This is a genomic window from Pseudomonas sp. D(2018), assembly GCF_005502555.1.
GTDB lineage: Bacteria > Pseudomonadota > Gammaproteobacteria > Pseudomonadales > Pseudomonadaceae > Metapseudomonas > Metapseudomonas resinovorans.
Genome location: NZ_SCOK01000004.1, coordinates 65772 through 88484, shown reverse-complemented (window position 1 = coordinate 88484; position 22713 = coordinate 65772). Strand labels below are relative to the sequence as shown.

Annotated in this window: 25 protein-coding genes and 1 tRNA gene; 19 read left to right on the top strand and 7 right to left on the bottom strand. The window is 62.7% G+C overall.

Features of this window, described 5'->3' with window-relative positions; all coding sequences use genetic code 11:
- The first annotated feature begins 14 nt into the window (after positions 1 to 14).
- From FFS60_RS04775 to FFS60_RS04750, 6 genes are all read left to right on the top strand, one after another.
- Entirely contained in the window at positions 15 to 1064 is a 1050-nt protein-coding gene (locus FFS60_RS04775; protein ID WP_028628688.1) for an alkene reductase, read from the top strand.
- Between the two features lie 331 nt (positions 1065 to 1395).
- The gene (locus FFS60_RS04770) at positions 1396 to 1977 is read left to right on the top strand and encodes a YceI family protein (RefSeq protein WP_028628687.1); all 582 of its coding nucleotides are present in this window, start codon (positions 1396 to 1398) and stop codon (positions 1975 to 1977) included.
- Entirely contained in the window at positions 1974 to 3131 is a 1158-nt protein-coding gene (locus tag FFS60_RS04765; protein WP_137821282.1) for a phosphatidylserine/phosphatidylglycerophosphate/cardiolipin synthase family protein, read from the top strand. Before FFS60_RS04770 ends, FFS60_RS04765 begins: the two co-directional genes overlap by 4 nt.
- Before the next feature lie 90 nt (positions 3132 to 3221).
- The gene (locus tag FFS60_RS04760; RefSeq protein WP_028628685.1) at positions 3222 to 3833 is read left to right on the top strand and encodes a DUF2846 domain-containing protein; all 612 of its coding nucleotides are present in this window, start codon (positions 3222 to 3224) and stop codon (positions 3831 to 3833) included.
- A gap of 110 nt (positions 3834 to 3943) precedes the next feature.
- A complete protein-coding gene (locus FFS60_RS04755) occupies positions 3944 to 4525 on the top strand; it encodes a DJ-1/PfpI family protein (protein ID WP_028628684.1) in 582 nt (193 codons plus the stop codon).
- A 124-nt stretch (positions 4526 to 4649) separates the two neighbouring features.
- The gene (locus FFS60_RS04750) at positions 4650 to 4952 is read left to right on the top strand and encodes a ribbon-helix-helix domain-containing protein (protein ID WP_137821281.1); all 303 of its coding nucleotides are present in this window, start codon (positions 4650 to 4652) and stop codon (positions 4950 to 4952) included.
- A 132-nt stretch (positions 4953 to 5084) separates the two neighbouring features.
- On the opposite strand, the gene FFS60_RS04745 is transcribed toward FFS60_RS04750, so the two are convergent.
- Positions 5085 to 5483 (bottom strand): nuclear transport factor 2 family protein, encoded by a 399-nt coding sequence (locus FFS60_RS04745; protein ID WP_137821280.1) that lies wholly within the window; start codon positions 5481 to 5483, stop codon positions 5085 to 5087.
- Positions 5484 to 5596: 113 nt separating this feature from the next.
- On the opposite strand from FFS60_RS04745, the gene FFS60_RS04740 reads away from it, so the two are divergent.
- The gene (locus FFS60_RS04740; protein ID WP_028628681.1) at positions 5597 to 6187 is read left to right on the top strand and encodes a GNAT family N-acetyltransferase; all 591 of its coding nucleotides are present in this window, start codon (positions 5597 to 5599) and stop codon (positions 6185 to 6187) included.
- On the top strand, positions 6184 to 7062 hold the full coding sequence (locus FFS60_RS04735; protein ID WP_028628680.1) for a carbon-nitrogen hydrolase family protein: 879 nt from the start codon (positions 6184 to 6186) through the stop codon (positions 7060 to 7062). The genes FFS60_RS04740 and FFS60_RS04735 overlap by 4 nt, the downstream gene beginning before the upstream one ends.
- Before the next feature lie 152 nt (positions 7063 to 7214).
- On the opposite strand, the gene FFS60_RS04730 is transcribed toward FFS60_RS04735, so the two are convergent.
- Entirely contained in the window at positions 7215 to 8738 is a 1524-nt protein-coding gene (locus FFS60_RS04730) for a fumarate hydratase (protein ID WP_137821279.1), read from the bottom strand.
- A 216-nt stretch (positions 8739 to 8954) separates the two neighbouring features.
- On the opposite strand from FFS60_RS04730, the gene FFS60_RS04725 reads away from it, so the two are divergent.
- Genes FFS60_RS04725 through FFS60_RS04715 form a run of 3 tightly spaced genes read left to right on the top strand, consistent with a single transcriptional unit; the run spans position 8955 to position 11819 of the window.
- Complete coding sequence (locus FFS60_RS04725) at positions 8955 to 10082, top strand: diguanylate cyclase (RefSeq protein ID WP_028628678.1); 1128 nt, start codon at positions 8955 to 8957, stop codon at positions 10080 to 10082.
- Positions 10075 to 11016, top strand: coding sequence for an iron-sulfur-binding ferredoxin reductase (locus FFS60_RS04720; RefSeq protein ID WP_137821278.1), 942 nt, complete (start codon positions 10075 to 10077; stop codon positions 11014 to 11016). The genes FFS60_RS04725 and FFS60_RS04720 overlap by 8 nt, the downstream gene beginning before the upstream one ends.
- 29 nt (positions 11017 to 11045) lie before the next feature.
- A complete protein-coding gene (locus FFS60_RS04715) occupies positions 11046 to 11819 on the top strand; it encodes an enoyl-CoA hydratase (protein ID WP_137821277.1) in 774 nt (257 codons plus the stop codon).
- Between the two features lie 152 nt (positions 11820 to 11971).
- Here FFS60_RS04715 and pyk read toward each other — a convergent pair whose 3' ends face one another.
- Positions 11972 to 13423 carry a pyruvate kinase gene (gene pyk / locus FFS60_RS04710; protein ID WP_028628675.1) on the bottom strand — a complete coding sequence of 484 codons (1452 nt, stop codon included), beginning with the start codon at positions 13421 to 13423 and terminating at the stop codon, positions 11972 to 11974.
- Between the two features lie 110 nt (positions 13424 to 13533).
- A complete protein-coding gene (locus tag FFS60_RS04705) occupies positions 13534 to 14337 on the bottom strand; it encodes a tetratricopeptide repeat protein (RefSeq protein WP_028628674.1) in 804 nt (267 codons plus the stop codon).
- A 167-nt stretch (positions 14338 to 14504) separates the two neighbouring features.
- Between FFS60_RS04705 and FFS60_RS04700 the strand changes: the two genes are divergently transcribed.
- The 3 genes from FFS60_RS04700 to FFS60_RS04690 all read left to right on the top strand — a co-directional run bounded on the left by FFS60_RS04700 (position 14505) and on the right by FFS60_RS04690 (position 15797).
- A complete protein-coding gene (locus tag FFS60_RS04700; RefSeq protein ID WP_028628673.1) occupies positions 14505 to 14870 on the top strand; it encodes a tol-pal system YbgF family protein in 366 nt (121 codons plus the stop codon).
- A gap of 84 nt (positions 14871 to 14954) precedes the next feature.
- Complete coding sequence (locus FFS60_RS04695) at positions 14955 to 15377, top strand: DUF4124 domain-containing protein (RefSeq protein WP_028628672.1); 423 nt, start codon at positions 14955 to 14957, stop codon at positions 15375 to 15377.
- 60 nt (positions 15378 to 15437) lie between these two features.
- Complete coding sequence (locus FFS60_RS04690) at positions 15438 to 15797, top strand: PilZ domain-containing protein (RefSeq protein ID WP_028628671.1); 360 nt, start codon at positions 15438 to 15440, stop codon at positions 15795 to 15797.
- Positions 15798 to 15855: 58 nt separating this feature from the next.
- Here the strand turns inward: FFS60_RS04690 and FFS60_RS04685 are convergent, their stop codons facing one another.
- The 3 genes from FFS60_RS04685 to FFS60_RS04675 all read right to left on the bottom strand — a co-directional run bounded on the left by FFS60_RS04685 (position 15856) and on the right by FFS60_RS04675 (position 17055).
- A complete protein-coding gene (locus tag FFS60_RS04685) occupies positions 15856 to 16350 on the bottom strand; it encodes an RDD family protein (RefSeq protein WP_137821276.1) in 495 nt (164 codons plus the stop codon).
- A 105-nt stretch (positions 16351 to 16455) separates the two neighbouring features.
- Positions 16456 to 16668 (bottom strand): cold-shock protein, encoded by a 213-nt coding sequence (locus tag FFS60_RS04680; RefSeq protein ID WP_016491057.1) that lies wholly within the window; start codon positions 16666 to 16668, stop codon positions 16456 to 16458.
- A gap of 301 nt (positions 16669 to 16969) precedes the next feature.
- Positions 16970 to 17055, bottom strand: a tRNA-Leu gene (locus FFS60_RS04675).
- Positions 17056 to 17164: 109 nt separating this feature from the next.
- Between FFS60_RS04675 and queA the strand changes: the two genes are divergently transcribed.
- From queA to secF, 5 genes are all read left to right on the top strand, one after another.
- Positions 17165 to 18214, top strand: a complete 1050-nt coding sequence (gene queA, locus FFS60_RS04670; protein WP_028628669.1) for a tRNA preQ1(34) S-adenosylmethionine ribosyltransferase-isomerase QueA — start codon at positions 17165 to 17167, stop codon at positions 18212 to 18214.
- Between the two features lie 14 nt (positions 18215 to 18228).
- Positions 18229 to 19344, top strand: coding sequence for a tRNA guanosine(34) transglycosylase Tgt (gene tgt, locus FFS60_RS04665; protein WP_162144819.1), 1116 nt, complete (start codon positions 18229 to 18231; stop codon positions 19342 to 19344).
- A gap of 57 nt (positions 19345 to 19401) precedes the next feature.
- Positions 19402 to 19743, top strand: coding sequence for a preprotein translocase subunit YajC (yajC, locus tag FFS60_RS04660; RefSeq protein WP_028628667.1), 342 nt, complete (start codon positions 19402 to 19404; stop codon positions 19741 to 19743).
- A gap of 63 nt (positions 19744 to 19806) precedes the next feature.
- Positions 19807 to 21669 (top strand): protein translocase subunit SecD, encoded by a 1863-nt coding sequence (gene secD, locus FFS60_RS04655; protein WP_137821275.1) that lies wholly within the window; start codon positions 19807 to 19809, stop codon positions 21667 to 21669.
- 8 nt (positions 21670 to 21677) lie between these two features.
- Positions 21678 to 22592, top strand: coding sequence for a protein translocase subunit SecF (gene secF / locus FFS60_RS04650; RefSeq protein WP_137821274.1), 915 nt, complete (start codon positions 21678 to 21680; stop codon positions 22590 to 22592).
- Positions 22593 to 22713: the final 121 nt, after the last annotated feature.

The following is a 22713-nucleotide window of genomic DNA, read 5'->3' as shown; positions in this document are numbered from 1 at the left end:
CCGAGGTAAACGTCATGCCTACGCTCTTCGACCCGATCAAGATCGGCGACCTGGAACTTTCCAACCGCATCATCATGGCGCCGCTGACCCGCTGCCGCGCCGACGAGGGCCGGGTGCCCAACGCCCTGATGGCCGAGTACTACACACAGCGCGCCTCTGCGGGGCTGATCATCAGCGAAGCCACCTCCGTCACGCCCCTGGGCGTCGGCTATCCGGATACCCCCGGCATCTGGTCCGACGAGCAGGTGAAGGGCTGGAGCAACATCACCAAGGCGGTACACGCCAACGGCGGCAAGATCGTCCTCCAGCTGTGGCACGTGGGTCGTATCTCCGACCCGAGCTTCCTGGGCGGCGAGGCCCCGGTGGCGCCCAGCGCCATCGCTGCCAAGGGCCATGTCAGCCTGCTGCGTCCGCTGCGCGACTACCCGGTGCCGCGCGCCCTGGAGACCGAAGAGATCGCCGACATCGTCGAGGCCTACCGCGTGGGTGCCGAGAACGCCCAGGCCGCCGGTTTCGACGGTGTGGAAATCCACGCAGCCAACGGCTACCTGCTGGACCAGTTCCTCCAGGACGGCACCAACAAGCGCACCGACCAGTACGGCGGCGCCATCGAGAATCGCGCGCGCCTGCTGCTGGAAGTCACTGATGCGGCGATCAAGGTGTGGGGCGCCGGCCGCGTCGGCGTGCACCTGGCACCGCGTGCCGACTCCCATGACATGGGTGACTCCGACCTGGCCGCAACCTTCAGCTATGTCGCCCGTGAACTGGGCAAGCGTGGCGTTGCCTTCATCTGCGCCCGCGAGAAGGAAGGTGAGGACAGCCTCTCGCCGCAACTGAAGGAAGCTTTCGGCGGCGTATTCATTGCCAACGAACGTTTCACCCGGGACAGCGCCAGTGCCTGGCTGGAAAGCGGCAAGGCCGATGCCGTGGCCTTCGGCATCCCCTTCATCGCCAACCCCGACCTGCCTGAGCGCCTGCGCCTGGATGCGCCGCTGAACGAGCCGCGTCCGGAACTCTTCTATGCCAAGGGCCCGGTGGGCTACATCGACTACCCGCGCCTGTAACAGCCTTTGGATTGGTTCTGTTTGCATGACGTGTTGCAAGTAGATGCATTGCCCGTAGGAGCTGGCTTGCCAGCGAATGGCCCTGTTTCGCTGGCAAGCCAGCTCCTACAAGGCTCTCGGCCCGATGGTAAATCTCTCGCAACAGCTAACGCAGACATAGCGAATGAATTCGCCCCTACAGCTGAGCCCAAAGTTCCGTTTCCTCTGGTAGCTTTGCATCCATTGCCCGTCCGTCGGGATCGCCTCAGGTGGAACCCGGCGGCGATTCGTGTGACCAATGGAGTCCGGCCTGAGTCTCTGGGCCGTAAGCGACATGCCAAAGGAAGCCCGCATGCACACATCACTACGCCCCCTCGTTGCCCTGCTCGCTGCCTTGGCGCTGCCCGCCCACGCGAGCTGGTACCTGGACAACGAGTCATCGCGGATATCCTTCATCTCCACCAAGGCCGGCAGCATCTCCGAGGTGCACCGATTCCTCACCCTGCACGGCAAGATCGGCCCGGATGGCCAGGCGCGCCTGCGCGTCGAGCTGGAGTCGGTGAGCACCGGCGTTCCGCTGCGTGACCTGCGTTTGCGGGAGCAGTTCTTCGAGATCGCCAAGTACCCCGAGGCCGAGGTGGTCGCGCAGCTCGACCTGCGCCCCATCACCGACCTGGCCCCCGGTGCCCAGCTGGAGCTGGGCCTGCCGTTGACGGTGAAAATTCGCGACAAGGAGCAGCAATACCGTGCCGAACTCCTGGCCACGCGCCTGGACGATCACCGCTTCCAGGTAGTGACCCTGGCGCCGCTGGTGCTGCAGGTGGAGGACTTCGGCCTGACCACGGCGCTGGATGAGCTGCGCAAACTGGCCGGTCTGCCGGGAATCAGCCTGTCGGTGCCGGTAGGGGCCGTGCTGATCTTCACGGAGCGCTGATGGGACAGATCTTCCCGTGGAAGTCCGGCAACCGCTTCGAGCTGTTGATTGACGGCCCGCAGTTCTTTCCGACCATGCTCACCGCCATCGCCCGCGCGGAGTACCAGGTCGCGCTGGAGCTCTATCTGGTGGAAGACGGCCAATGCAGCGAAGCACTGGTCGACGCCCTGTGTGTCGCGGCCGTGCGGGGTGTTCGCGTGCGTTGCCTGTTCGACGGCTTCGGCTGCCTGCGTCTGGGTGCGGCGCTGCGTGAGCGGCTGACCGACGCCGGGGTGTTGCTGCAGTTCTACAACCCTATCCGCTGGCGGCGCGGCTTCAGCAACCTGTACCGCGACCACCGCAAGATTCTGGTGGTGGACGATCGCCTGGCGTTTGTCGGCGGCACCGGCTCCACGGATGAGTTCTGGAGCCCAGCCGAGGAGACCAGCCGTTGGCACGAGGTGATGGTGGCCATTGAGGGGCCGCTGGTGGCGCACTGGCAACTGATCTTCGACTACCAGTGGCTGGCCAACCTCGGCCGCCGTCCCTGGAAACCAGGGGAGGCGCCGGGGCTCGCCCATCTGCCGCCTTATCCGGCGGTAGGCGAGGGCCTCGGACGCCTGGCCTATGCCGACGCCAGCCAGCATCGCGATATCGTCCAGTCGCTGGCACGCAGCATTCGCACGGCGCGCAACCGCGTGTGGCTGGCCACGCCTTATTTCCTGCCGAGCTGGAAGGTTCGTCGTGCGCTGATCAAGGCCGCGCGACGGGGTGTCGAAGTGCGTCTGCTGCTGACCAGCCGGCACACCGATCACCCACCGGTGCGCTTCGCGGGCCAGCGTTACTACCCGCGCCTGCTGCGTGCCGGGGTGCGGATATTCGAGTACCAGCAGCGCTTCCTGCACCTGAAGATGGTGCTGGCGGATGACTGGGTCAGCGTTGGCTCCTGCAACTTCGACCACTGGAATCTGCGCTTCAACCTGGAAGCCAACCTCGAAGCGATGGACCCGAGCTTTACCGAGGCGGTGGCTACCTGCATGCGCCAGGATTTCTCCGATAGCCGCGAAATCACCATGGAGGACTGGCATGCGCGCCCGCTGAGCAAGCGTTTGCGCCAGCGTCTCTGGGGATGGCTGGATCGACTGGTGGTGAACCTGCTCGACCGCCGCCGCTAGGAGCGCGAAGCCGGGGCCGCACTTTCGTCGGGTGTGCGCGGGTCGACGCCGGGCTAGGCTTGCTCCACTACTACAAGAGGGAGTGGCTGCATGGGCCGCCGATACCTGCCGATCCTGCTGCTTTTTGCCGTGCTGGGCGGCTGTTCCACGCCGGGTGCCTTCTTCGGCGCCACTGAAGGGCCGCCGTTCCAGGCCGCTGCACCCAGTGACGGTGAGCACGCGCTGGTCTACCTCTACCGACCGCAGAGCGAATGGGCGGACCAGGAGTTGGAGGCCCCAGGCATTTTCCTCAACAACGAGCTGATCGGCAGTCTGCCAAGCAACGGCTACCTGGCGCTGGAGTTCGACGCCGCCAGCTACAAGCTGGAGATGCGCCGACCGCTCTTCGGCAGCTACTGGACCTTGTTCGCAGACGGCCCGCTGGATTTCACCCTCATCACCTCCTTTGCCCTGGACGCCACGGCCGGGCGAACGTACTACCTGCGCTACGACGAGCTGGATCCGCCGCCGAAGAACAGCGAACAGCCCAACGCCGGCAATGGCCCCCTGCAACTGGTAGAGGCGTCCCTGGGCAGCCAGGAAATCACCACGACCCGTCAGGTGCAGCCGAGCGAACGCATTGCCGCCAGCGGTGACCGGGTCCGACCGCAGGAGGGGTTCTGGCGCGGAGTTGGCCGGGCGCTGGACAAGATTGGCATCTGAGTTGTGCCATCCGTCCTTGTAGTAGGGGCCTATTACCCGCCGCCGAAAGGCGCCGGGGATAATTGGCTACCCTTTGAAGCCTCAGGGCTTCCAATCCAGGAGGATGCGAAATGGCCGCGAAGAAGATTCTGATGCTGGTTGGCGACTACGCCGAAGACTACGAAACCATGGTGCCGTTCCAGGCCCTGCTGATGGTTGGCCACACGGTGCATGCCGTGTGTCCGGACAAGATCGCCGGGCAGACCGTGCGGACTGCCATCCATGACTTCGAAGGCGACCAGACCTACAGCGAGAAGCCTGGCCACAACTTCGCCCTCAATTTCGACTTCGCCAAGGTCAAGGCAGAAGACTACGACGCCCTGCTGATTCCCGGTGGCCGCGCGCCGGAATACCTGCGCCTGAATGCCTCGGTGCTGGAGTTGGTGAAGGCCTTCGACAAGGCTGGCAAGCCCATCGCTGCCGTTTGCCATGGTGCGCAACTGCTGGCAGCCGCCGGCGTGCTGGAAGGCCGCGAGTGCAGCGCCTACCCGGCGTGCGGCCCGGAAGTCCGGCTGGCCGGTGGTCAGTATGTGGATATCCCGGTGGACGCCGCCCATACCCAAGGCAACCTGGTGACCGCCCCGGCCTGGCCGGCCCATCCCGCCTGGCTGGCGGGGTTCCTCAAGTTGCTCGGGACGAAGATCGAGCTATAAGGCGCGTAGGGTGGAAACCGCTGTTCGTTTCCACCATTTAGGTCATGCCGGACTCCGAAGATTGATCGGTGAAGCGTGATCCACCCTACGCCGATGCGCCATAACACTGACTTGGAGGCACGCCATGTGCGAGCTGTACGTCAAGGCTGATCCCATCCTCTACGAGTCCCGCTCGCGCTCGCTGCGCATCCGTGGCGTGGTGACCACCCTGCGCCTGGAGAACCAGTTCTGGGACATCCTGCGGGAGATCGCCGAAGTGGACGGCATGACCACCAACCAGCTCATCACCAAGCTCTATGACGAGGTGATGGAGTACCGCGGCGAGGTGGTCAACTTCGCGTCTTTCCTGCGGGTCAGCTGCACCCGCTACCTGGCTCAGCGCCGCGCCACGGTGGTCGAGCTGCCAAAGGCGCGAGTGAGCACCTGACGGATATCTTCACAGCCTCGCGAGCTAGAGCGAGACAAGGCATAAACAGCCGAGGAAGCGGAGTTTACGACTGTAAATGAGCATTCCGAGGCTGTTTATAACGCCGTATCGCCGACGCGCAGCAGGCTGCTTTCAGCAGACCTGTTCGACCCAGTCGTTCAGGTTGTAATAGTTGGTCACGCGGGCGATCTTGCCGCAGTGGATGTGGAAGAAGGCGCCGGCTGGCAGCACGTAAGTCTGGCCCTTGGCCGGCGGCAAGCCCTCATCGTCGGACAGGTACTGGCCGTGCACCACGAACTCGGCGGCTGCGCGGCTGCCGTCAGCACTCTGCATCACCACGATGTCGGACAGGCGCTCCTTGTAGCAGCGGTTCATCTTCTCCATGAAGGCGGTGAAGGCGGCTTTGCCCTGCTGGCGTTCGCCCTGGTTGATGTCATGCACGACATCCTCGCTGAGCAGGGCGAGGAACGCCGGCATATCTCCGGCGTTGAAGGCGTTGTAATAGGCTTGCACCAGTTCGGTAGCGGTCATGGTTGGGTTCCTGTCGCAATGGGGTCATTCGGTCCGTGCCCGGCATGATAGGTTCTTGACCCAGGCCCGGCTTAGCCAGGGGCGTCATCCACATCGCCAGAACGACCGCTCCCATGCACATCCGTATTCTCCAGGGCGCCGCCATCGCGCCCCATATCGAAGACCTCGCACGCCTTCGCCTGACGGTGTTCCGCGAGTTTCCCTATCTCTACGACGGCACGCTCGAGTACGAGGCGCGCTACCTGGCCACCTATGCCGAGTCACCGGAAAGCCTGTTCGTCCTGGCCCTGGATGGCGAGCGGGTCGTGGGTGCTTCGACGGGCCTGCCGATGTCGGATGAAACAGATGAGTTTCAGCGGCCCTTCCGCGAGCAGGGCTGGGACCCGGAGCGCATTTTCTATTTCGGCGAGTCGGTGCTGCTCCCGGAGCACCGCGGTGCTGGCCTGGGCGTGCTCTTCTTCGCCGAGCGTGAAAGTTACGCACGGCGTCTAGGACGGTTCGAGCATTGCGCCTTCTGCGCGGTGGAACGCCCGCACGATCATCCACGCCGCCCGCCCGACTACCAGCCCCTGAATGAATTCTGGGCGCGGCGTGGCTATCGCCATCACCCGGAACTGCGCACCGCATATCACTGGCGCGACCTGGACGAGGAAACCGAGTCGGCCAAGCCCATGTCTTTCTGGCTCAAGGAGCTCAATCCATGATCAGGATCGCCGCCTGCCAGTACGCCATCGAGCTCCATGAAAGCTGGGGTGCGTACGCCACTCACCTGGAGAGCCTCTGCGCAGAGGCTGCCGAGGCCGGTGCAAAGTTGCTGGTGCTGCCTGAGTACGCAGGCCTGGTGCTGGCCGGTCAGTTATCGCCGGCTGAGCGGGGTGACTTGCAGGCCTCTATCGCGGGTGTCCAGCCGTTGCTGCAGGACTGGCGCGCACTGTGCGCCGGCATCGCGGCCAAGCTCGGAGTCTACCTGCAGCCCGGCAGCCTGCCGGTGCGCGATGCGGATGGGTTGTATCGCAACCGCGCGTGGCTGTTCGGTCCGGGGGGCGAACTGGGCTTCCAGGACAAACTGATCATGACCCGCTTCGAGCGCGAACAGTGGGGCATCGCAGCGGGGCAAGGGCTCAAGGTGTTTGACACGGCACTGGGGCGTCTGGGCATCCTGATCTGCTACGACAACGAGTTCCCGATGCTGGCCCGCACCCTGGCCGAAGGCGGCGTCGACCTGATCCTCGCCCCCAGTTGCACCGACACCGAGGCCGGCTACCACCGTGTACGCATCGGCGCCCAGGCCCGCGCCCTGGAAAACCAGATCGCCGTGCTGCAGGCGCCCACCGTCGGCCTGGCGCCCTGGTCGCCGGCCCTGGACGAAAACATCGGCCGCGCCGGCCTTTATGTACCGCCGGACTACGGCATGCCGAGCAATGGTGTGATCGCCGAAAGCCCTGAGCTATGCCCCGCGACCAGCCAGTGGCTGGTCTGCGACCTGGACCTGGACGAGGTGCGCCGGGTGCGCCAGGAAGGGCAGGTGTTCACGCGCCGGGATTGGCCTGAGCAGTTCGAGCAGGCGACGCTTCTGTAGGATGGGTGGAGCTTGCGATACCCATCAGCCATGTCCCAATAGACTCTATAGGTCTCGCTCCGCTCGCCCCATCCTACATACGGCTCCAACGCAAAACCGCAAGAACGAAAAAGCCCGGCACATGGCCGGGCTTTTCATGCAGCGATGAAGGCTTACTTCACTTCCACCGCCAGGTTCTCGGCGATCTTCTGTTGCCAGATCGCCGGGCCGGTGATGTGTACCGACTCGCCCTTGGTGTCGACGGCGACGGTCACCGGCATGTCCTTCACTTCGAACTCGTAGATGGCTTCCATACCCAGTTCGGCGAAGGCCAGGACCTTGGACTTCTTGATCGCCTGGGCCACCAGGTAGGCGGCGCCGCCAACGGCCATCAGGTAGACGGCCTTGTTGTCCCTGATCGCGTCAATGGCGATGGGGCCGCGCTCGGACTTGCCGATCATGCCCAGCAGGCCAGTGCTCTCGAGGATCTGGCGGGTGAACTTGTCCATGCGAGTGGCGGTGGTCGGGCCTGCCGGGCCAACCACTTCGTCGCCTACCGGATCGACCGGGCCGACGTAGTAGATGAAGCGGCCTTTCAGGTCCACCGGCAGTTCTTCACCCTTGTTCAGCATATCGACCATGCGCTTGTGCGCAGCGTCGCGGCCGGTCAGCATCTTGCCGTTGAGCAGGACGGTTTCGCCCGGCTTCCAGCTCTGCACTTCTTCCGGGGTCAGGGTGTCGAGGTCGACACGGCGGGCCGAGGGGCCGGCTTCCCAGACGATTTCCGGATAGGCGTCCATCGGCGGCGCTTCCAGTTCGGCCGGGCCGGATCCGTCGAGCACGAAGTGGGCGTGACGGGTGGCGGCGCAGTTGGGGATCATGCACACCGGCAGCGACGCGGCGTGAGTCGGGTAGTCCATGATCTTCACGTCGAGCACGGTGGTCAGGCCGCCCAGGCCTTGGGCACCGATGCCCAGCTGGTTGACCTTCTCGAACAGCTCGAGGCGCATTTCTTCGATCTTGTTGTGCGGGCCGCGGGCTTTCAGCTCATGGATGTCGATGGACTCCATCAGCACTTCCTTGGCCATTACCGCGGCTTTCTCGGCGGTACCGCCGATGCCGATGCCGAGCATGCCCGGCGGGCACCAGCCGGCGCCCATGGTCGGGACGGTCTTCAGGACCCAGTCGACGATGGAGTCGGACGGGTTGAGCATGGCCATCTTCGACTTGTTCTCGGAGCCGCCGCCCTTGGCCGCGACGTCCACTTCCACGGTGTTACCCGGGACGATGGAGTAGTGGATGACTGCCGGAGTGTTGTCCTTGGTGTTCTTACGGGCGCCGGCCGGGTCAGCCAGGATGGAGGCGCGCAGGACGTTCTCGGGCAGGTTGTAGGCGCGACGCACGCCCTCGTTGATCATGTCGTCCACGCTCATGGTGGCGCCGTCCCAGCGCACGTCCATGCCGACGCGGACGAACACGGTGACGATACCGGTGTCCTGGCAGATCGGGCGATGGCCAGTGGCGCACATGCGGGAGTTGATCAGGATCTGCGCCATGGAGTCGCGCGCGGCGGGCGACTCTTCACGCAGGTAGGCCTCGTGCATGGCCTGGATGAAATCCACGGGGTGGTAGTAGGAAATGAACTGCAGGGCGTCGGCGACACTCTGGATCAGATCATCTTGCTTGATCACGGTCATGGGTGCGCTCCTCTTGGAAGGGAACATCAGGGAAGCGCCGGACCACGACCCGGCGCGCTTGCAGGCTAAAAAGGCGCGGCAGTATAGCGCGTGGCGTCTGCCGGGCACAGTCGCCGGCAGTCGACCTTGGTCGGTTGTCGGACACTTCCTACGCACTAGGCATTTTGTGATCACAGGCGTACATTGAAGGCATGGTGCCATTACGGGAAGGAGCCCATGAGCCCATCCAGCCAGCGGATCAGCCATAGAGCCCTACAGAGTCTGCTACTGAAGCGCTTTGGCATGGCTGTGGCCACCTACTCGATGGTCCTGCTGTTGTGCTGGGTCGCGATGATCGGTGACCTGTTCCGGGTGTCGGCGAGCACTGCCCTGATCGGTTCCGGCCTCGTCGCCCTTTCCCAGTTCGTACTGTTCTGGCTGTTCATCAGCGGGCACAACCTCCGCTTCACCGACCCAAGCCTGACCGAGCCCCAGGTACTGCTTGCACTGGGCTGGACGACCTGGCTGATGTCCATGGTCGATGACGCGCGAGGCACTCTGCTGGCGGTCTACGTCCTGATCATGCTGTTCGGGGTGTTCCAGCTCAAACCCAGGGTATTCACCCGCTGCGCGGCGGTAGGATTCTTCGCGTTCGCCGGCCTCAACCTGTTCGAAGCCTACTGGATGCAGCTGCCAGACCCGTCGCTGGCACTGCTGCAGGTCTGCGTACTCTTCGTGCTGATGGTCTGGCTGAGTCTGTTCGCCAGCTATGTCCAGGCGCTGCGCCAGCGGATGCGCCAACGCCGCTTCGCCCTCCAGGCGCACCAGGACACCCTGCGCGGCATGATGCGCCAGCTGGAAGACCTGGTGGCCACCGATGAATTGACCGGGCTGTTCAATCGCCGCCATTTCCTTCGCCTGGCCGGTCGCGAGCTGGACAACCTCGCGCCGAATCGCCATCACGGCCTGGCGCTGATCGACCTCGACCATTTCAAACGGATCAACGACGTCCACGGCCATGCCGCTGGCGACCGGGTACTGCAGACCTTCGCCGCGGTAGCGCGGGCCTGCCTGCGCGACGGCGATGTGCTGGCGCGCTACGGCGGCGAAGAATTCGTTCTGCTGCTGCCCAACTGCGATGCGGATCGCCTCACCGCCTGCTGCGAGCGACTGCGCCATGCCTTCGAGCAGTCCGAGCCGGTGGGGGTGCAGGTGGATCGGCTGAGCCTGTCGGCCGGCATGACGCTGCTGACGGCCGGGGACGATCTGGATGATGCGCTGCAGCGCGCGGATCAGGCACTCTATCGGGCGAAGCGCGGCGGACGTAACCGTTGCGATGCCGCCTGGGAGGGCCAGGGTGCCTGAACTAGAAGTTGCCGGAAAACGCTGGACCGTTGCACCCGCCAGCAATCTGCTGGACGCGCTGAACGCTGGGGGCTGCAAGGTGCCCTATAGCTGCCGGGCTGGCAGCTGCCACGCGTGCCTGGTTCGTTGCCTGTCCGGCGAGCCGGCGGATGCCAAGCCGGAAGCGCTGGACCGTTCTCAGCGCGCCGAGGGCTGGCGGCTCTCCTGTCAGTGCCTGGTGGTGCAGGATCTGGTGGTGGAGGTCTTCGATCCTGCCCGTGATGGCCTAGAGGCCGATGTCGTCGGTCTTGATTGGCCGACGCCCGATGTCCTGCGCCTTCGACTCGCGCCAAGGCGACCGTTGCGCTACAGCGCCGGCCAGCACCTCCTGTTGTGGAACGACGAAGGGGTCGCCCGGCCTTATTACCTGGCCAGCTTGCCTGGCGCCGATGACGGCCTGGAGTTTCACCTGGACTGCGGCAAGCCCGGCCTGTTCAGTGACCGGGCTCGGCGATTGGTGCTGGGTGACAAACTGCGTCTTGGCGAACTTCACGGCGGCGCACTGCATTACGACCCGGCCTGGGACGTCCGGCCGCTGCTGTTCCTTGCCTCGGGTACCGGACTGGCGCCACTCTGGGGCCTGCTGCGGGAGGCGCTGAGGCAGCATCACCAGGGGCCGATCCGCCTCATTCACCTCGCCCATGATGCCGGCGGCCACTATCTGGCGGAGCCCCTGGTGGCGCTGGCTGCGACACATCCGGGCGTGGATGTCCGGCTGATCACGCCGGCCGAGCTGCCAGAGGTTTTGGCGCAATTCCGCCTTGTTTCGCGCCAGACCATCGCCTTACTCTGCGGCCATCCTGCCAGCGTCGAGGATTTCGCGCGCCGGCTATACCTGGCCGGCCTGCCCCGTAACCAATTGCTGGCCGATACCTTCCTGACCCGCGAAGCTTGAAGCGGGCACTAGAACATCGAGGACTTCCCATGAGCGAGCATATTCTGGTCGAGCGCGAGCAGGGCCTGCTGACGCTGCGCATGAACCGCCCAGACAAGAAAAACGCCCTGACCCGCGCCATGTATAGCCGCATGGCCGAGGTGCTGGACGAGGCGCGGGAAGACCGCGAGGTGCGCGCGGTACTGATCGCCGGTAGCGAAGAGTGCTTCACCAGCGGCAATGACATCGTCGACTTCCTCCAGGAGCCGCCGACCGGGATGGACAGCCCTGTGTTCCAGTTCATGCGCGCGCTCTTCGACTTTCCCAAGCCGGTCGTGGCGGCCGTGAGCGGTCCGGCGGTGGGCATCGGCACCACCCTGCTGCTGCACTGCGATCTGGTCTATGTGAGTTGCGACGCCAAGCTGAAGATGCCCTTCGTCAACCTTGGCCTGTGCCCCGAGTTCGGCTCCAGCCTGATCCTGCCGCGCCTGCTTGGTCATGCGAAGGCTGCGGAGTTGCTGCTGCTCGGTGAGGGCTTCACGGGTGAACAGGCTGCCAACTGGGGCATTGCCAATGCCGCCCTGGCGAACGGTACCGAGGCCCTGGCCCGTGCTCGCGAGGCTGCGCTGCGGTTCCTCGACCTGGCACCCTCGGCATTGGCCGTGAGCAAACGCTTGATGCAGGCCCCGGGCCGCGATGAGCTTCGCCGGGTGATAGCCGAGGAGGGCGAGCTGTTCAGCCAGCGCCTGCGTTCGCCGGAAGCAGTAGAAGCGCTGTCGGCCTTTACCCAGCGTCGCAAGCCGGATTTTTCGAAGTTCGTGTGATTGTGGGGGCGAATTCATTCGCCAAGGGCAGCTCTGCTGCCCCCCTTCGGCCTTGTAGAGCAGAGTCTTGCGGCCTGAGCAGCGAGTGAATTCACCCCTACAAGAAAGCAAAAAGCCGCCCCCGAAGGGCGGCTTTTTCGTTCCAGATCGGGTCAGACCAGCAGGTCGCCGACGTGGAGGATCTTCATGGTGTTGGTGCCGCCCTGGGTGGTGTAGCTGTCACCCTTGGTCAGGATCACCCAGTCACCCTTGGTGACCACGCCGCGTTGCAGCAGTTCGTCCACGGCCATCTGGCTGACCTTCTCCGGGGGCAGTGCGGCGGCGTCGAAGGGGATGGTTTCCACACCACGGAACAGGGCCACGCGGGCCTGGGTTTCGCGGTGCGGGGAGTACGCGTAGATCGGTACCGAGGAACGGATGCGCGACATGATCAGCGGGGTGTAGCCACTTTCGGTCAGGCAGATGATGGCCTTGATACCGGGGAAGTGGTTGGCGGCGTACATCGACGCCAGGGCAATGCTTTCGTCGCAGCGCTCGAAGGTCTTGCCAATACGGTGGCTGGAGCGGCGGGTGTCCGGGTGCTTCTCGGCGCCCTGGCAGATGCGCGCCATGGCCTGCACGGCTTCGAGCGGGTACTCGCCAGCGGCGCTTTCGGCCGACAGCATCACGGCGTCGGTGTAGTCGAGCACGGCGTTGGCTACGTCCGAGACTTCCGCGCGGGTCGGCATCGGGCTGTGGATCATCGACTCCATCATCTGGGTCGCAGTGATCACGGCTTTGTTGTAGCGGCGGGCGTGCAGGATGATCTTCTTCTGGATGCCCACCAGTTCGGCATCGCCGATTTCCACGCCGAGGTCACCACGGGCCACCATCACGGCGTCGCTGGCGCGGATCAGGCCGTCCAGGGCTTCATCGTCCGCGACGGCTTCGGCGCGTTCGATCTTGGCCACCAGCCAGGCTTTGCTTCCGGCTTCGTCGCGCAGGCGGCGGGCCAGTTCCATGTCGGCGGCGTCACGGGGGAAGGACACCGCCAGGTAGTCCAGTTCCATTTCCGCGGCCAGCTTGATGTCAGCCTTGTCCTTGGCGGTCAGGGCCGGAGCGGTCAGGCCGCCGCCGCGGCGGTTGATGCCCTTGTGGTCGGACAGGGGGCCGCCGATGAGTACGCGGCACTGCAGCTCGTCGGCGCTGGTGGATTCGACGCGCATCACCACGCGGCCGTCGTCCAGCAGCAGTTCGTCGCCGACGCCGCAATCCTTGATCAGGTCCGGGTAGTCGATACCCACCACGTCCTGGTTGCCGGCGTCACGCGGGTGGGTGACGGAGAAGCGGAAGTTGTCACCTTCTTTCAGTTCGATGCGTTTGTTGGCGAACTTGGCGATGCGGATCTTCGGGCCTTGCAGGTCGCCGAGCAGGGCGACGAAGCGGCCGTGCTTGGCGGCCAGCTCGCGGACCAGGCGTGCGCGTGCCTTGTGTTCCTCGGGGCTGCCATGGGAGAAGTTCAGGCGGGCAACGTTCAACCCGGCGATGATCAGTTGCTCCAGGACCTCCGGGGAGTTGCTGGCCGGGCCGAGGGTGGCGACGATTTTGGTACGGCGGAAAGGCATGCGAAGACTCCATTTTTCAAGCAGAGCCCGAGGCTACTACGCGGGAAAACTGTAGTCATTGTTCGTTTTCACTACCCGCTGAATTGTTTCAGGTGGCCCGCCGGACGGCTTCAGGGATGGTCCTGGTTGAGGGCCTGATCAAGATGGCGCGAGGCCTTGCTGGCCAGGTCGCTGTCAGGGAACTGCACCAGCAGCCGACGGAAGTAGCCGATGGCCTTGTCACGGTTGGCGTGCGGGTTGTCCGGCGCCAGGTACATCAGGCCTAACTGGTACAGCGCTTTCTGCTTGATGTCCGGTTGCACGTGCGCGTCGGACAGGGCCAGCAGGTAGAACTCCTCGGCTTCGGCTACACGATCCTTGAGCACGGCACGGCGTGACAGCAGGGTCATGTCCGGATCCAGTCCTGCTTTGTAGAGGTCGAGGTTATCGCTCGGTTGCCAGGTGGCGAGGAGTTCGCGCGAGGTCTTCTGCACCGGCTCCTTCGCTCGTTGGCGGATCACCAGAATGCGTGCTTCGGTGCGCTCGGCTGCGCGGCTGCTGGGGAATTCGTTGAGGACTCGTTCCAGGTAGGCCATCGCCTTGATGTCATCACGTTGCTCGTTGAAGCGGTTCATGTAGATCAGGCCGATCTGGTAGAGGGCAATTGCGCGAACGTTGTCGCTGAACTTGTCGTCGCGATAGCCGATCAGGTAGAGCTCTTCCGCCTCCGGGCTCTTGGCATCTCGAATGGCCATGGCGCTGTAAGTGAGCAGGTCGCCTTCTTCCTCCACGGCTGCGGCCATGCGCTTGCTCTTCATGGTCTTGTATTCCACCACTTCGTTGGTGGTGACCTGGGCGATGAAAAGCGGCGTGGTAGGCGAGCAGGCGCTCAGCAACACGCAGAGGGCGAGGAGGGCAGGGTGCTTGGAATGCATGATGACCGGGGCCTTGGACGACCCACGCAGTCTAGCAGTGGCTGCTGGCCATCTGTGGCGCGCGCCCGCAAGTCCAATCGGAGGTTATGCTTCGTACTTCGTGATCGCCCGGCGGCCTGAAGAAGCGGCGCTTTCGGCCGATATCCCGGTGGACGGAGGAACTACCCATGCGAACCCTGTTAATCCTGACCCTGCTGGCAGCCATGGTTGGCTGCACCCGCTGGTCCCTCGACCACCACCTGAACAACGCCTACCGCTCTTACGAGAGGGGTAATTGCGAGGACGTGATGCTCGAACTGTCCAAGGCCGAGCGCAAGAGCCGCTCCCGCCAGTACCTGCAGCCGGAAATTTCCCTGCTGCGCGGCCAGTGCCTGGAACGCCAGAATCTGTTCGTCGATGCGGCGCAAACCTACCAGTTCATCATCGCGCGCTATCCCACCAGCGAGTACGCCTACCGGGCAAAGGCGCGCCTGGATACCTTGCAGCAACTTGGTCGGCTGGGCAGCAACGCGTCCAGCGCCGCACCACTCTGACCTGAAACCCGGCCGTCGGTCGTTGCTGGCTTGAGCTGCGACGGGCCGCGACTAAGCTGAGCCTCTATTCGAGGGAACCCTGGAATGCGTTACCTGCTGTGCTGCCTGTTACTGGTTCCGGTCGCCGCTGGCGCGGAAATCTACCGATGGACCGACGCCCAGGGGCAGGTTCATTTCAGTGAGACGCCGCGAGAAGGTGCCAAGCCGGTTACGGTGAAGCCCCAGGTGGTGGAGCGCGACCAACTGACTCGCGAGCGCGAGGCACGTACAGCGAAGTTCTACGACGCGCGCCGCCAGGAGCAGGCGGTCGCGGCTGGCCGGGCCGCGGAGGCGCGGGAGCAACAAGAGAAAAGGTGCAGCCAGCTGCGCGAACAGCAGGGTCAGCTGAGTAACGGCGGTCCCTTCTATCGTCTCGACGAGCGCGGTGAGCGTCAGTACTACACTGATGAACAGATCGAAACCTTCCGTCGCACACTGGCAGAGAGCGTGGCCAGCGACTGTTATTGAAGGTTGGTCCGTGGCGGCAATGGGTTCATACTGAAATGCCACCTATAGCGATTTGATATCATGCCTACCAAGCGCCATATCGAACGCCATCAGCTGCCTTACTACCTGAAGGTGTTCAATCGCATTACCGACAAGCCCATGGGCTACCTGGGCAACGTCTCCATGGACGGGCTGATGCTGATCAGTCAGCTGCCGATGTTGGTGGGCGCGCGCTTCGACATGCGATTGAAGATTCCTGGCAAGGACGGGCAGCTGCATTTCATAGATTTCTACGCCAACTGTCAGTGGTGCCATGAGGATGTAACGCCCGGACACTACGACTCCGGTTTCTCTCTGGTAGCCCCACCGTCGGAATACGCCGACCTCATCGATGCCCTGCGCTTCTATTTCAGCTTTCGCCCTTTGGCCGCCTCGGCCTGAATCCGTCTGAACGAAGGTCTCCCGCCCGCACTCGGGATTGGCTTTGTTCTTGGAGTCGTCATTTCTTGTGTGTGCCCTTGGGAAGGCGTACCACCTGGGTCTCTGAGTAGATATCGTGCCAGGTCCGATTTTCCTTGTCCCACAGACTCCAGAAGAAGCCCAACCCCAGCGTCAGCCAGGAACCGATCGCGATCACGAAGCGTAGCAGTGCCTGCCACAGGCTGATGGCTGAGCCGTCCTTGTTCTGCACGCGGATACTCCAGACCTGCATGCCGAGGGTCTGGCCAGTGTGGGTCCAGAACTTGGCGAAGAAGCCGAACAGGCTGAAGACGACAAGCGTGGCAAGCAGGGGGTCGCCAGAAAGCCCACCCGCCTCGGCAAGTTGCCTCATCTGGGCTTCCCCGTGAATCAGGATGCGTATTGATTGGTAGGCAAAACCTACAACCAGGATCAGTGCTACGCAGAGCAGGAAGTCGTAGAAGATCGCAGCGAAGCGGCGAGCCAGCCCGGCAGTGGGGAAATCGCCCTGGGGGCGCAGCTGATGTTTCGGCATTGCGAACTCTTGGCGTATTGAGGGCGCGCCATTCTAACAGCCGATCAGCGGGCACAAAAAAGCCCCTGATGTTTCCATCAGGGGCTTTTCGGCGAAAAGCTCAGATCAGTTAACGACCTGGACCTTGTCAGCCTGCATGCCTTTCTGGCCTTGAACGGCTTCGAAGGTAACCTTCTGGCCTTCTTTCAGGCTACGGAAGCCGGAGCCTTCGATAGCGCGGAAGTGAACGAACAGATCCGGGCCGCTTTCCGGGGTGATGAAACCAAAACCTTTCTCGTCGTTGAACCATTTGACGGTGCCGGTTTGACGATTCGACATATCTTTTTCCTTGAAACTGAAGTTGATGACAGCCTGCTGTTCACTCACGAGCCAGAAGGGCTGGAACTGGTTGCAAAGAGGTAAGAGAAGTCGAGCGGGATGTAGCGGATCTGGTGATCTACCGCATCAGGTCACGATTCAACAGCGACCCATGCAAACACAGTTGCCCAACTCTACGTAAGTTTTAAGGAATTGCCAATCCCCGTAAGTCCAATCTTTACAGGCGGTTGATTGGGCCTCGGACAAGCGGGAAGTAGAGGGGATATAGAGGGGAAAGCCTGGAGAAGGCTTGAAGATATCGTGGTGCCCCGGGAGAGACTCGAACTCTCACTCTGTCGCCAGAAACGGATTTTGAATCCGCCGCGTCTACCATTCCGCCACCGAGGCACGATGGGCGCGCAGTATAGGGATGCGCTCTGAGGCGGTCAATCCGTCTCCGTGGTCAGGAACGGCCATTTCCTGTACTATTTGCGCCCCTGCGATACGACCCCCCACCATGCGCGTAGCCGACTTTCATTTCGAGCTCCCCGAAGCTCTGATTGCCCGTCATCCCCTGGCCGAACGCCGAGCCAGCCGCCTTCTCGTGCTGGACGGTGACACGGGCTCCCTTAGCCATCGCCGCTTTGCCGACCTGCTGGAATACCTGCGTCCCGGCGACCTGATGGTGTTCAACAATACCCGGGTGATTCCCGCACGACTGTTCGGCCAGAAGGCCTCCGGCGGCAAGCTGGAGATCCTCGTCGAGCGTGTGCTGGATAGCCACCGTGTGCTGGCCCATGTGCGTTCAAGCAAATCGCCCAAGCCCGGCTCGACCCTGCTGATCGATGGTGGCGGTGAAGCCGAGATGCTCGCCCGTCACGATGCGCTTTTCGAACTTCGGTTCGCCGAAGAAGTGCTGCCATTGTTGGAGCGGGTCGGCCATATGCCGCTGCCGCCTTATATAGACCGGCCTGACGACGACGCGGATCGCGAACGCTATCAGACTGTTTATGCCCGACATGCGGGTGCCGTTGCCGCGCCTACTGCCGGGTTGCACTTCGATCAGGACCTGCTGGAGGCCATTGCCGCCAAAGGCGTGGAGAGTGCATTCGTCACCCTGCATGTCGGGGCGGGCACTTTCCAGCCAGTACGGGTGGAACGCATCGAAGACCATCACATGCACCACGAGTGGCTTGAGGTCGGTCAGGATGTGGTGGACGCAGTGGCGGCTTGCCGCGCCCGTGGTGGTCGGGTAATCGCCGTCGGCACTACCAGCGTGCGCTCCCTGGAGAGCGCCGCACGGGATGGCCAGCTCAAGGCCTTCAGCGGCGACACCGACATCTTTTTGTACCCGGGCCGTTCTTTTCATGTGGTCGATGCCTTGGTCACCAACTTCCATTTGCCCGAATCCACCTTGCTGATGCTGGTCTCGGCCTTCGCCGGCTACCCGGAAACCATGGCTGCCTATGCCGCCGCGGTGGAAGAGGGCTACCGATTCTTCAGTTACGGTGATGCGATGTTCATCACCCGCAATCCCGCCCCGCGCGGACCCGAGGACCAAGCATGACGCGCACCTGCCGGATGAACTTCGAGCTGCTGGCCACCGACGGCAAGGCCCGTCGCGGCCGCCTGACCTTCCCCCGGGGCGTCGTCGAGACACCTGCCTTCATGCCTGTAGGAACCTACGGCACCGTGAAGGGGATGTTGCCGCGCGATATCGAAGGAATCGGCGCGCAAATTATCCTGGGCAACACGTTCCATCTCTGGCTGCGGCCGGGCATGGAGGTCATCAAGCGGCACGGTGACCTGCACGATTTCATGCAATGGCAGGGGCCGATCCTCACTGACTCAGGCGGCTTCCAGGTGTTCAGTCTGGGTGCGATGCGCAAGATCAAGGAAGAGGGCGTGACCTTTGCCTCTCCGGTGGATGGCGCCAAAGTGTTCATGGGGCCCGAAGAGTCCATGCAGGTGCAGCGTGACCTCGGCTCGGACATCGTAATGATCTTCGATGAGTGCACGCCGTATCCGGCAGACTTCGACACCGCAAAACGCTCCATGGAGTTGTCGTTGCGCTGGGCAAAACGCTCCAAAGCGGCCCACGGCGAGAGCACCGCAGCGCTGTTCGGCATCGTCCAGGGTGGCATGCACGAGGAACTACGCATGCGCTCCCTTGAGGGGCTCGACGAGATCGGTTTCGACGGCCTGGCAATCGGCGGACTGTCGGTGGGCGAGCCAAAGGAAGAAATGATCCGTGTGCTGGACTATCTGCCTGGCCAGATGCCAGCGGACAAGCCGCGCTACCTGATGGGTGTTGGCAAGCCGGAAGATCTGGTGGAAGGCGTGCGTCGCGGGGTGGATATGTTCGATTGCGTGATGCCGACCCGTAACGCGCGCAATGGCCACCTGTTCATCGACACCGGCGTGCTGAAAATTCGCAACTCGGTGCACAAGCATGATGAGTCCCCGCTGGACCCGACCTGCGACTGTTACACCTGCAAACACTTCTCCCGCGCCTATCTGCACCATTTGGACAAATGCGGCGAAATGCTCGGCAGCATGTTGAATACAATCCACAACTTGCGGCATTACCAGCGTCTGATGGCTGGTTTGCGCGAGGCTATCCAACAGGGTAAATTGGCCGCCTTTGTCGATGCCTTCTATGCCAAGCGCGGACTACCGACTCCGCCCCTGGACTGATAAAGCCGCAGATTTCCAGAACGATTACTTTCCAAATTTCCGTAACAGGAGTGCTAAATGAGCTTTCTGATTCCCGCTGCCTATGCCGACGCCGCTGCACCGGCCGCCGCTGCAGGTCCCGCCGGTACTGGTTTCGAGTGGGTTTTCCTGATCGGCTTCCTGGTCATCTTCTACCTGATGATCTGGCGTCCCCAGGCCAAACGCGCCAAAGAGCACAAGAACCTCCTGGGCAGCCTGCAGAAGGGTGACGAAGTGGTCACCTCCGGCGGCATCGCCGGCAAGGTCACGAAGGTCACTGACGACTTCGTGGTCATCGAAGTCTCTGACAGCGTCGAGCTGAAGTTCCAGAAGGCGGCTATTGCGGCGACCCTGCCGAAGGGCACCCTGAAAGCCATCTAAAGGGTTAATGGATCAACACCGACGGGGCGCCAACTGGCGCCCCGCGTCATAACGGGCGGAGTCATGCTCAACAAGTACCCACTGTGGAAATATCTTCTGATCCTGGCGGTGCTGGCGATCGGCCTGGTTTATTCCGCGCCCAATCTCTATCCGGACGACCCAGCGATCCAGATCAGCGGTACCAGTACCGCGCTGAAGATCCAGCAATCGGATCTGGACAAGGCTGCTGAGGCCCTCAAGCAATCCGGTATCGAACTCAAATCCGCCAGCGTCAGCGCGACTGGTGGCCTGCTGCGCCTGACCAAGCTGGGGGATCAACTGCCCGCCAAGGACGTGGTGCGCAAGGCTCTTGGTGATGATTACGTAGTCGCCCTGAACCTGGCTCCGACCACGCCGGACTGGCTGCGCAAGCTCGGCGCCGCGCCGATGAAGCTGGGGTTGGACCTCTCCGGTGGTGTGCACTTCCTGTTGGAAGTGGACATGGAGAAAGCGGTCACTGCGCGTCTGAAGATATACGAAGGCGAAGTCCGTGCCCTGCTGCGCAAGGAGCGTGTCCGCTACCGCAGTCTGCCGGCCCAGGAAAATGGCTTCCAGCTTGGCTTCTCTGATCAGGAGTCCTTGGACAAGGCCCGGTCGCTGATTCGCAAGAGCTTTACCGACTTCGATATGGCCACCACTGAGCGTGGTGGTCAGCAGGTCCTGCAGCTGACCCTGACCCAGGCCAAGCTGGCAGAGATTCGTGAATACTCGATCAAGCAGAACCTGACCACCGTCCGCAACCGCGTTAACGAGCTGGGTGTGGCCGAGCCGATCGTGCAGCGCCAGGGTGCCAACCGCATCGTCGTTGAGCTGCCGGGCGTACAAGACACCGCCGAAGCCAAGCGTATCCTTGGCAAGACTGCAAACCTCGAGTTCCGTTTGGCTGCTGAGCCGACCGCCAGCAAGGCCTCCACCGAGCTCTTTGAGTTCCGTGAGCCGGGTCGTCCGCCGGTACCGCTGGAGCGGGGCTTGATTATCACCGGGGACCAGGTTACCGACGCCCAGGCCAGTTATGACGAGAACGGTCGCCCTCAGGTGAACATCCGTCTTGACGGTCACGGCGGCGATTTGATGAGTCGTGCTACCCGCAATAACGTGGGGCGCAGCATGGCGGTAATCTTCATCGAACAGCGTCCGGTTACCCGTTATGTGACCCAGGATGTCGATGGCGTCCAGAAGGAAGTAGCGGTACAGAGCTTCAAGGAAGAGAAGAAGATCATCAGTCTGGCGACCATTCAGTCGCCGCTGGGTAGCCAGTTCCGTATCACTGGCCTGGACGGCCAGGGCGAGTCGTCCGAGCTGGCCCTGCTGCTGCGCGCGGGTGGTCTGGCTGCGCCAATGTACTTCGCGGAAGAACGCACCATTGGCCCGAGCCTGGGTGCCGAGAACATTGTCAAAGGCATCGAGTCCACTGAGTGGGCGATGGTCTTCGTATCGCTGTTCATCATGGCTATCTACCGTTTCTTCGGGCTGCTGGCCACCGTCGCCCTGGCATTCAACCTGGTGCTGCTGGTTGGTCTGATGTCGGTGATCGGTGCAACCCTGACCTTGCCGGGTATTGCCGGTATCGTGCTGACCCTGGGGATGGCGGTGGACGCTAACGTGCTGATCTATTCGCGGATTCGTGAGGAACTCGCGAACGGACTGTCGGTGCAGCGCGCGATCCATGAAGGCTTCGATCGCGCCTACTCGGCGATCATCGACAGTAACCTCACCACCCTGCTGGTGGGCGGCATCCTGTTCGCCCTCGGCACCGGTCCGATCAAGGGCTTTGCCGTGACCATGTCGCTGGGGATCATCACCTCGATGTTCACCGCCATCATGTTCACCCGTGGCCTGGTCAACCTGATCTTCGGTGGCCGCAACTTCAAGAAACTGTGGATTTGAGGCCTGTCATGATCAAGTCAACCATTCGTTTCATGGCGATACGCAACGTTGCGTTCGCCATCACTGTGATCATTAGCCTGATCGGTATTGGCAGCCTGTTCGCCAAGGGCCTGAACTTCGGCCTGGACTTCACCGGCGGTACGCTGATCGAGTTGTCCTATGAGCAACCGGCGAATCTCGAGCTGATCAAGCGCGAGCTTGGTGAGGCGGGCTTCGAGGATGCGGTGGTGCAGAGTTTCGGCGCGTCCACGGACGTGCTGGTGCGCCTGGCTGGTGATGATCCGCAACTCGGTAACAAGATTGCCGACGCCCTGCGCAAGGTGGATGCCGAGAGCAAGTTCGAGCTAAAACGTGTCGAGTTCGTCGGGCCCCAAGTGGGTGAAGAGCTGCGTGACCAGGGTGGCCTGGCCATGCTTCTGGCACTGGGCGGCATCCTGCTGTACCTGGCCTTCCGCTTCCAATGGAAGTTTGGTGTGGGCGCGGTGGCCTCGTTGGTTCACGACGTGATCGTCACGTTGGGGATCCTGGCATTCTTCCAGGTACCCTTTGACCTCACCGTGCTGGCTGCGGTCCTGGCGATGATCGGCTACTCGCTCAACGACACCATCATCATCTTCGACCGTATCCGCGAAAACTTCCGCGTGTTGCGCCGGGCTGACCTGATCGAGAACATCGACGTGTCCTGCACTCAGACGCTGCTGCGGACAATCGCCACTTCGATGTCCACCGCTCTGGCGCTGTTCGCCCTGCTGATCTTCGGCGGCGATAGCCTGCATGGTTTTGCGCTGTCGCTGCTGGTTGGTGTTGTGGTGGGTACCTACTCCTCCATCTACATCAGTGCTCCAGTGTTGATCTGGCTGGGGCTGTCCTCGGAAGACTTGATTCCGCCGGCGAACACCGCCGAGGTGGACGATCGTCCCTGAGGAGCGCAAGCGCTATGTCTGAGGCCCGGCACTTGTCGGGCCTTGTCATTTCTGGTGTATGAGACTGTCGTCCCATTTATCGGAATAATCCTACGTGATCGGGAACTCGACTTGGTTTCCT

Bases quoted from the DNA above. Each gene is read 5' to 3' on its own strand.
- FFS60_RS04700 (WP_028628673.1), top strand. From the start codon at position 14,505: ATGCGAACCCTGTTAATCCTGACCCTGCTGGCAGCCATGGTTGGCTGC.
- FFS60_RS04685 (WP_137821276.1), bottom strand. From the start codon at position 16,350: ATGCCGAAACATCAGCTGCGCCCCCAGGGCGATTTCCCCACTGCCGGG.
- FFS60_RS04730 (WP_137821279.1), bottom strand. From the start codon at position 8,738: ATGACCGTGATCAAGCAAGATGATCTGATCCAGAGTGTCGCCGACGCC.
- FFS60_RS04705 (WP_028628674.1), bottom strand. From the start codon at position 14,337: ATGCATTCCAAGCACCCTGCCCTCCTCGCCCTCTGCGTGTTGCTGAGC.
- FFS60_RS04725 (WP_028628678.1), top strand. From the start codon at position 8,955: ATGAGCCCATCCAGCCAGCGGATCAGCCATAGAGCCCTACAGAGTCTG.
- FFS60_RS04715 (WP_137821277.1), top strand. From the start codon at position 11,046: ATGAGCGAGCATATTCTGGTCGAGCGCGAGCAGGGCCTGCTGACGCTG.
- FFS60_RS04770 (WP_028628687.1), top strand. From the start codon at position 1,396: ATGCACACATCACTACGCCCCCTCGTTGCCCTGCTCGCTGCCTTGGCG.
- queA (WP_028628669.1), top strand. From the start codon at position 17,165: ATGCGCGTAGCCGACTTTCATTTCGAGCTCCCCGAAGCTCTGATTGCC.
- FFS60_RS04755 (WP_028628684.1), top strand. From the start codon at position 3,944: ATGGCCGCGAAGAAGATTCTGATGCTGGTTGGCGACTACGCCGAAGAC.
- FFS60_RS04775 (WP_028628688.1), top strand. From the start codon at position 15: ATGCCTACGCTCTTCGACCCGATCAAGATCGGCGACCTGGAACTTTCC.
- tgt (WP_162144819.1), top strand. From the start codon at position 18,229: ATGAACTTCGAGCTGCTGGCCACCGACGGCAAGGCCCGTCGCGGCCGC.
- FFS60_RS04680 (WP_016491057.1), bottom strand. From the start codon at position 16,668: ATGTCGAATCGTCAAACCGGCACCGTCAAATGGTTCAACGACGAGAAA.
- pyk (WP_028628675.1), bottom strand. From the start codon at position 13,423: ATGCCTTTCCGCCGTACCAAAATCGTCGCCACCCTCGGCCCGGCCAGC.
- FFS60_RS04745 (WP_137821280.1), bottom strand. From the start codon at position 5,483: ATGACCGCTACCGAACTGGTGCAAGCCTATTACAACGCCTTCAACGCC.
- FFS60_RS04760 (WP_028628685.1), top strand. From the start codon at position 3,222: ATGGGCCGCCGATACCTGCCGATCCTGCTGCTTTTTGCCGTGCTGGGC.
- yajC (WP_028628667.1), top strand. From the start codon at position 19,402: ATGAGCTTTCTGATTCCCGCTGCCTATGCCGACGCCGCTGCACCGGCC.
- FFS60_RS04735 (WP_028628680.1), top strand. From the start codon at position 6,184: ATGATCAGGATCGCCGCCTGCCAGTACGCCATCGAGCTCCATGAAAGC.
- secF (WP_137821274.1), top strand. From the start codon at position 21,678: ATGATCAAGTCAACCATTCGTTTCATGGCGATACGCAACGTTGCGTTC.
- secD (WP_137821275.1), top strand. From the start codon at position 19,807: ATGCTCAACAAGTACCCACTGTGGAAATATCTTCTGATCCTGGCGGTG.
- FFS60_RS04750 (WP_137821281.1), top strand. From the start codon at position 4,650: ATGTGCGAGCTGTACGTCAAGGCTGATCCCATCCTCTACGAGTCCCGC.
- FFS60_RS04695 (WP_028628672.1), top strand. From the start codon at position 14,955: ATGCGTTACCTGCTGTGCTGCCTGTTACTGGTTCCGGTCGCCGCTGGC.
- FFS60_RS04740 (WP_028628681.1), top strand. From the start codon at position 5,597: ATGCACATCCGTATTCTCCAGGGCGCCGCCATCGCGCCCCATATCGAA.
- FFS60_RS04690 (WP_028628671.1), top strand. From the start codon at position 15,438: ATGCCTACCAAGCGCCATATCGAACGCCATCAGCTGCCTTACTACCTG.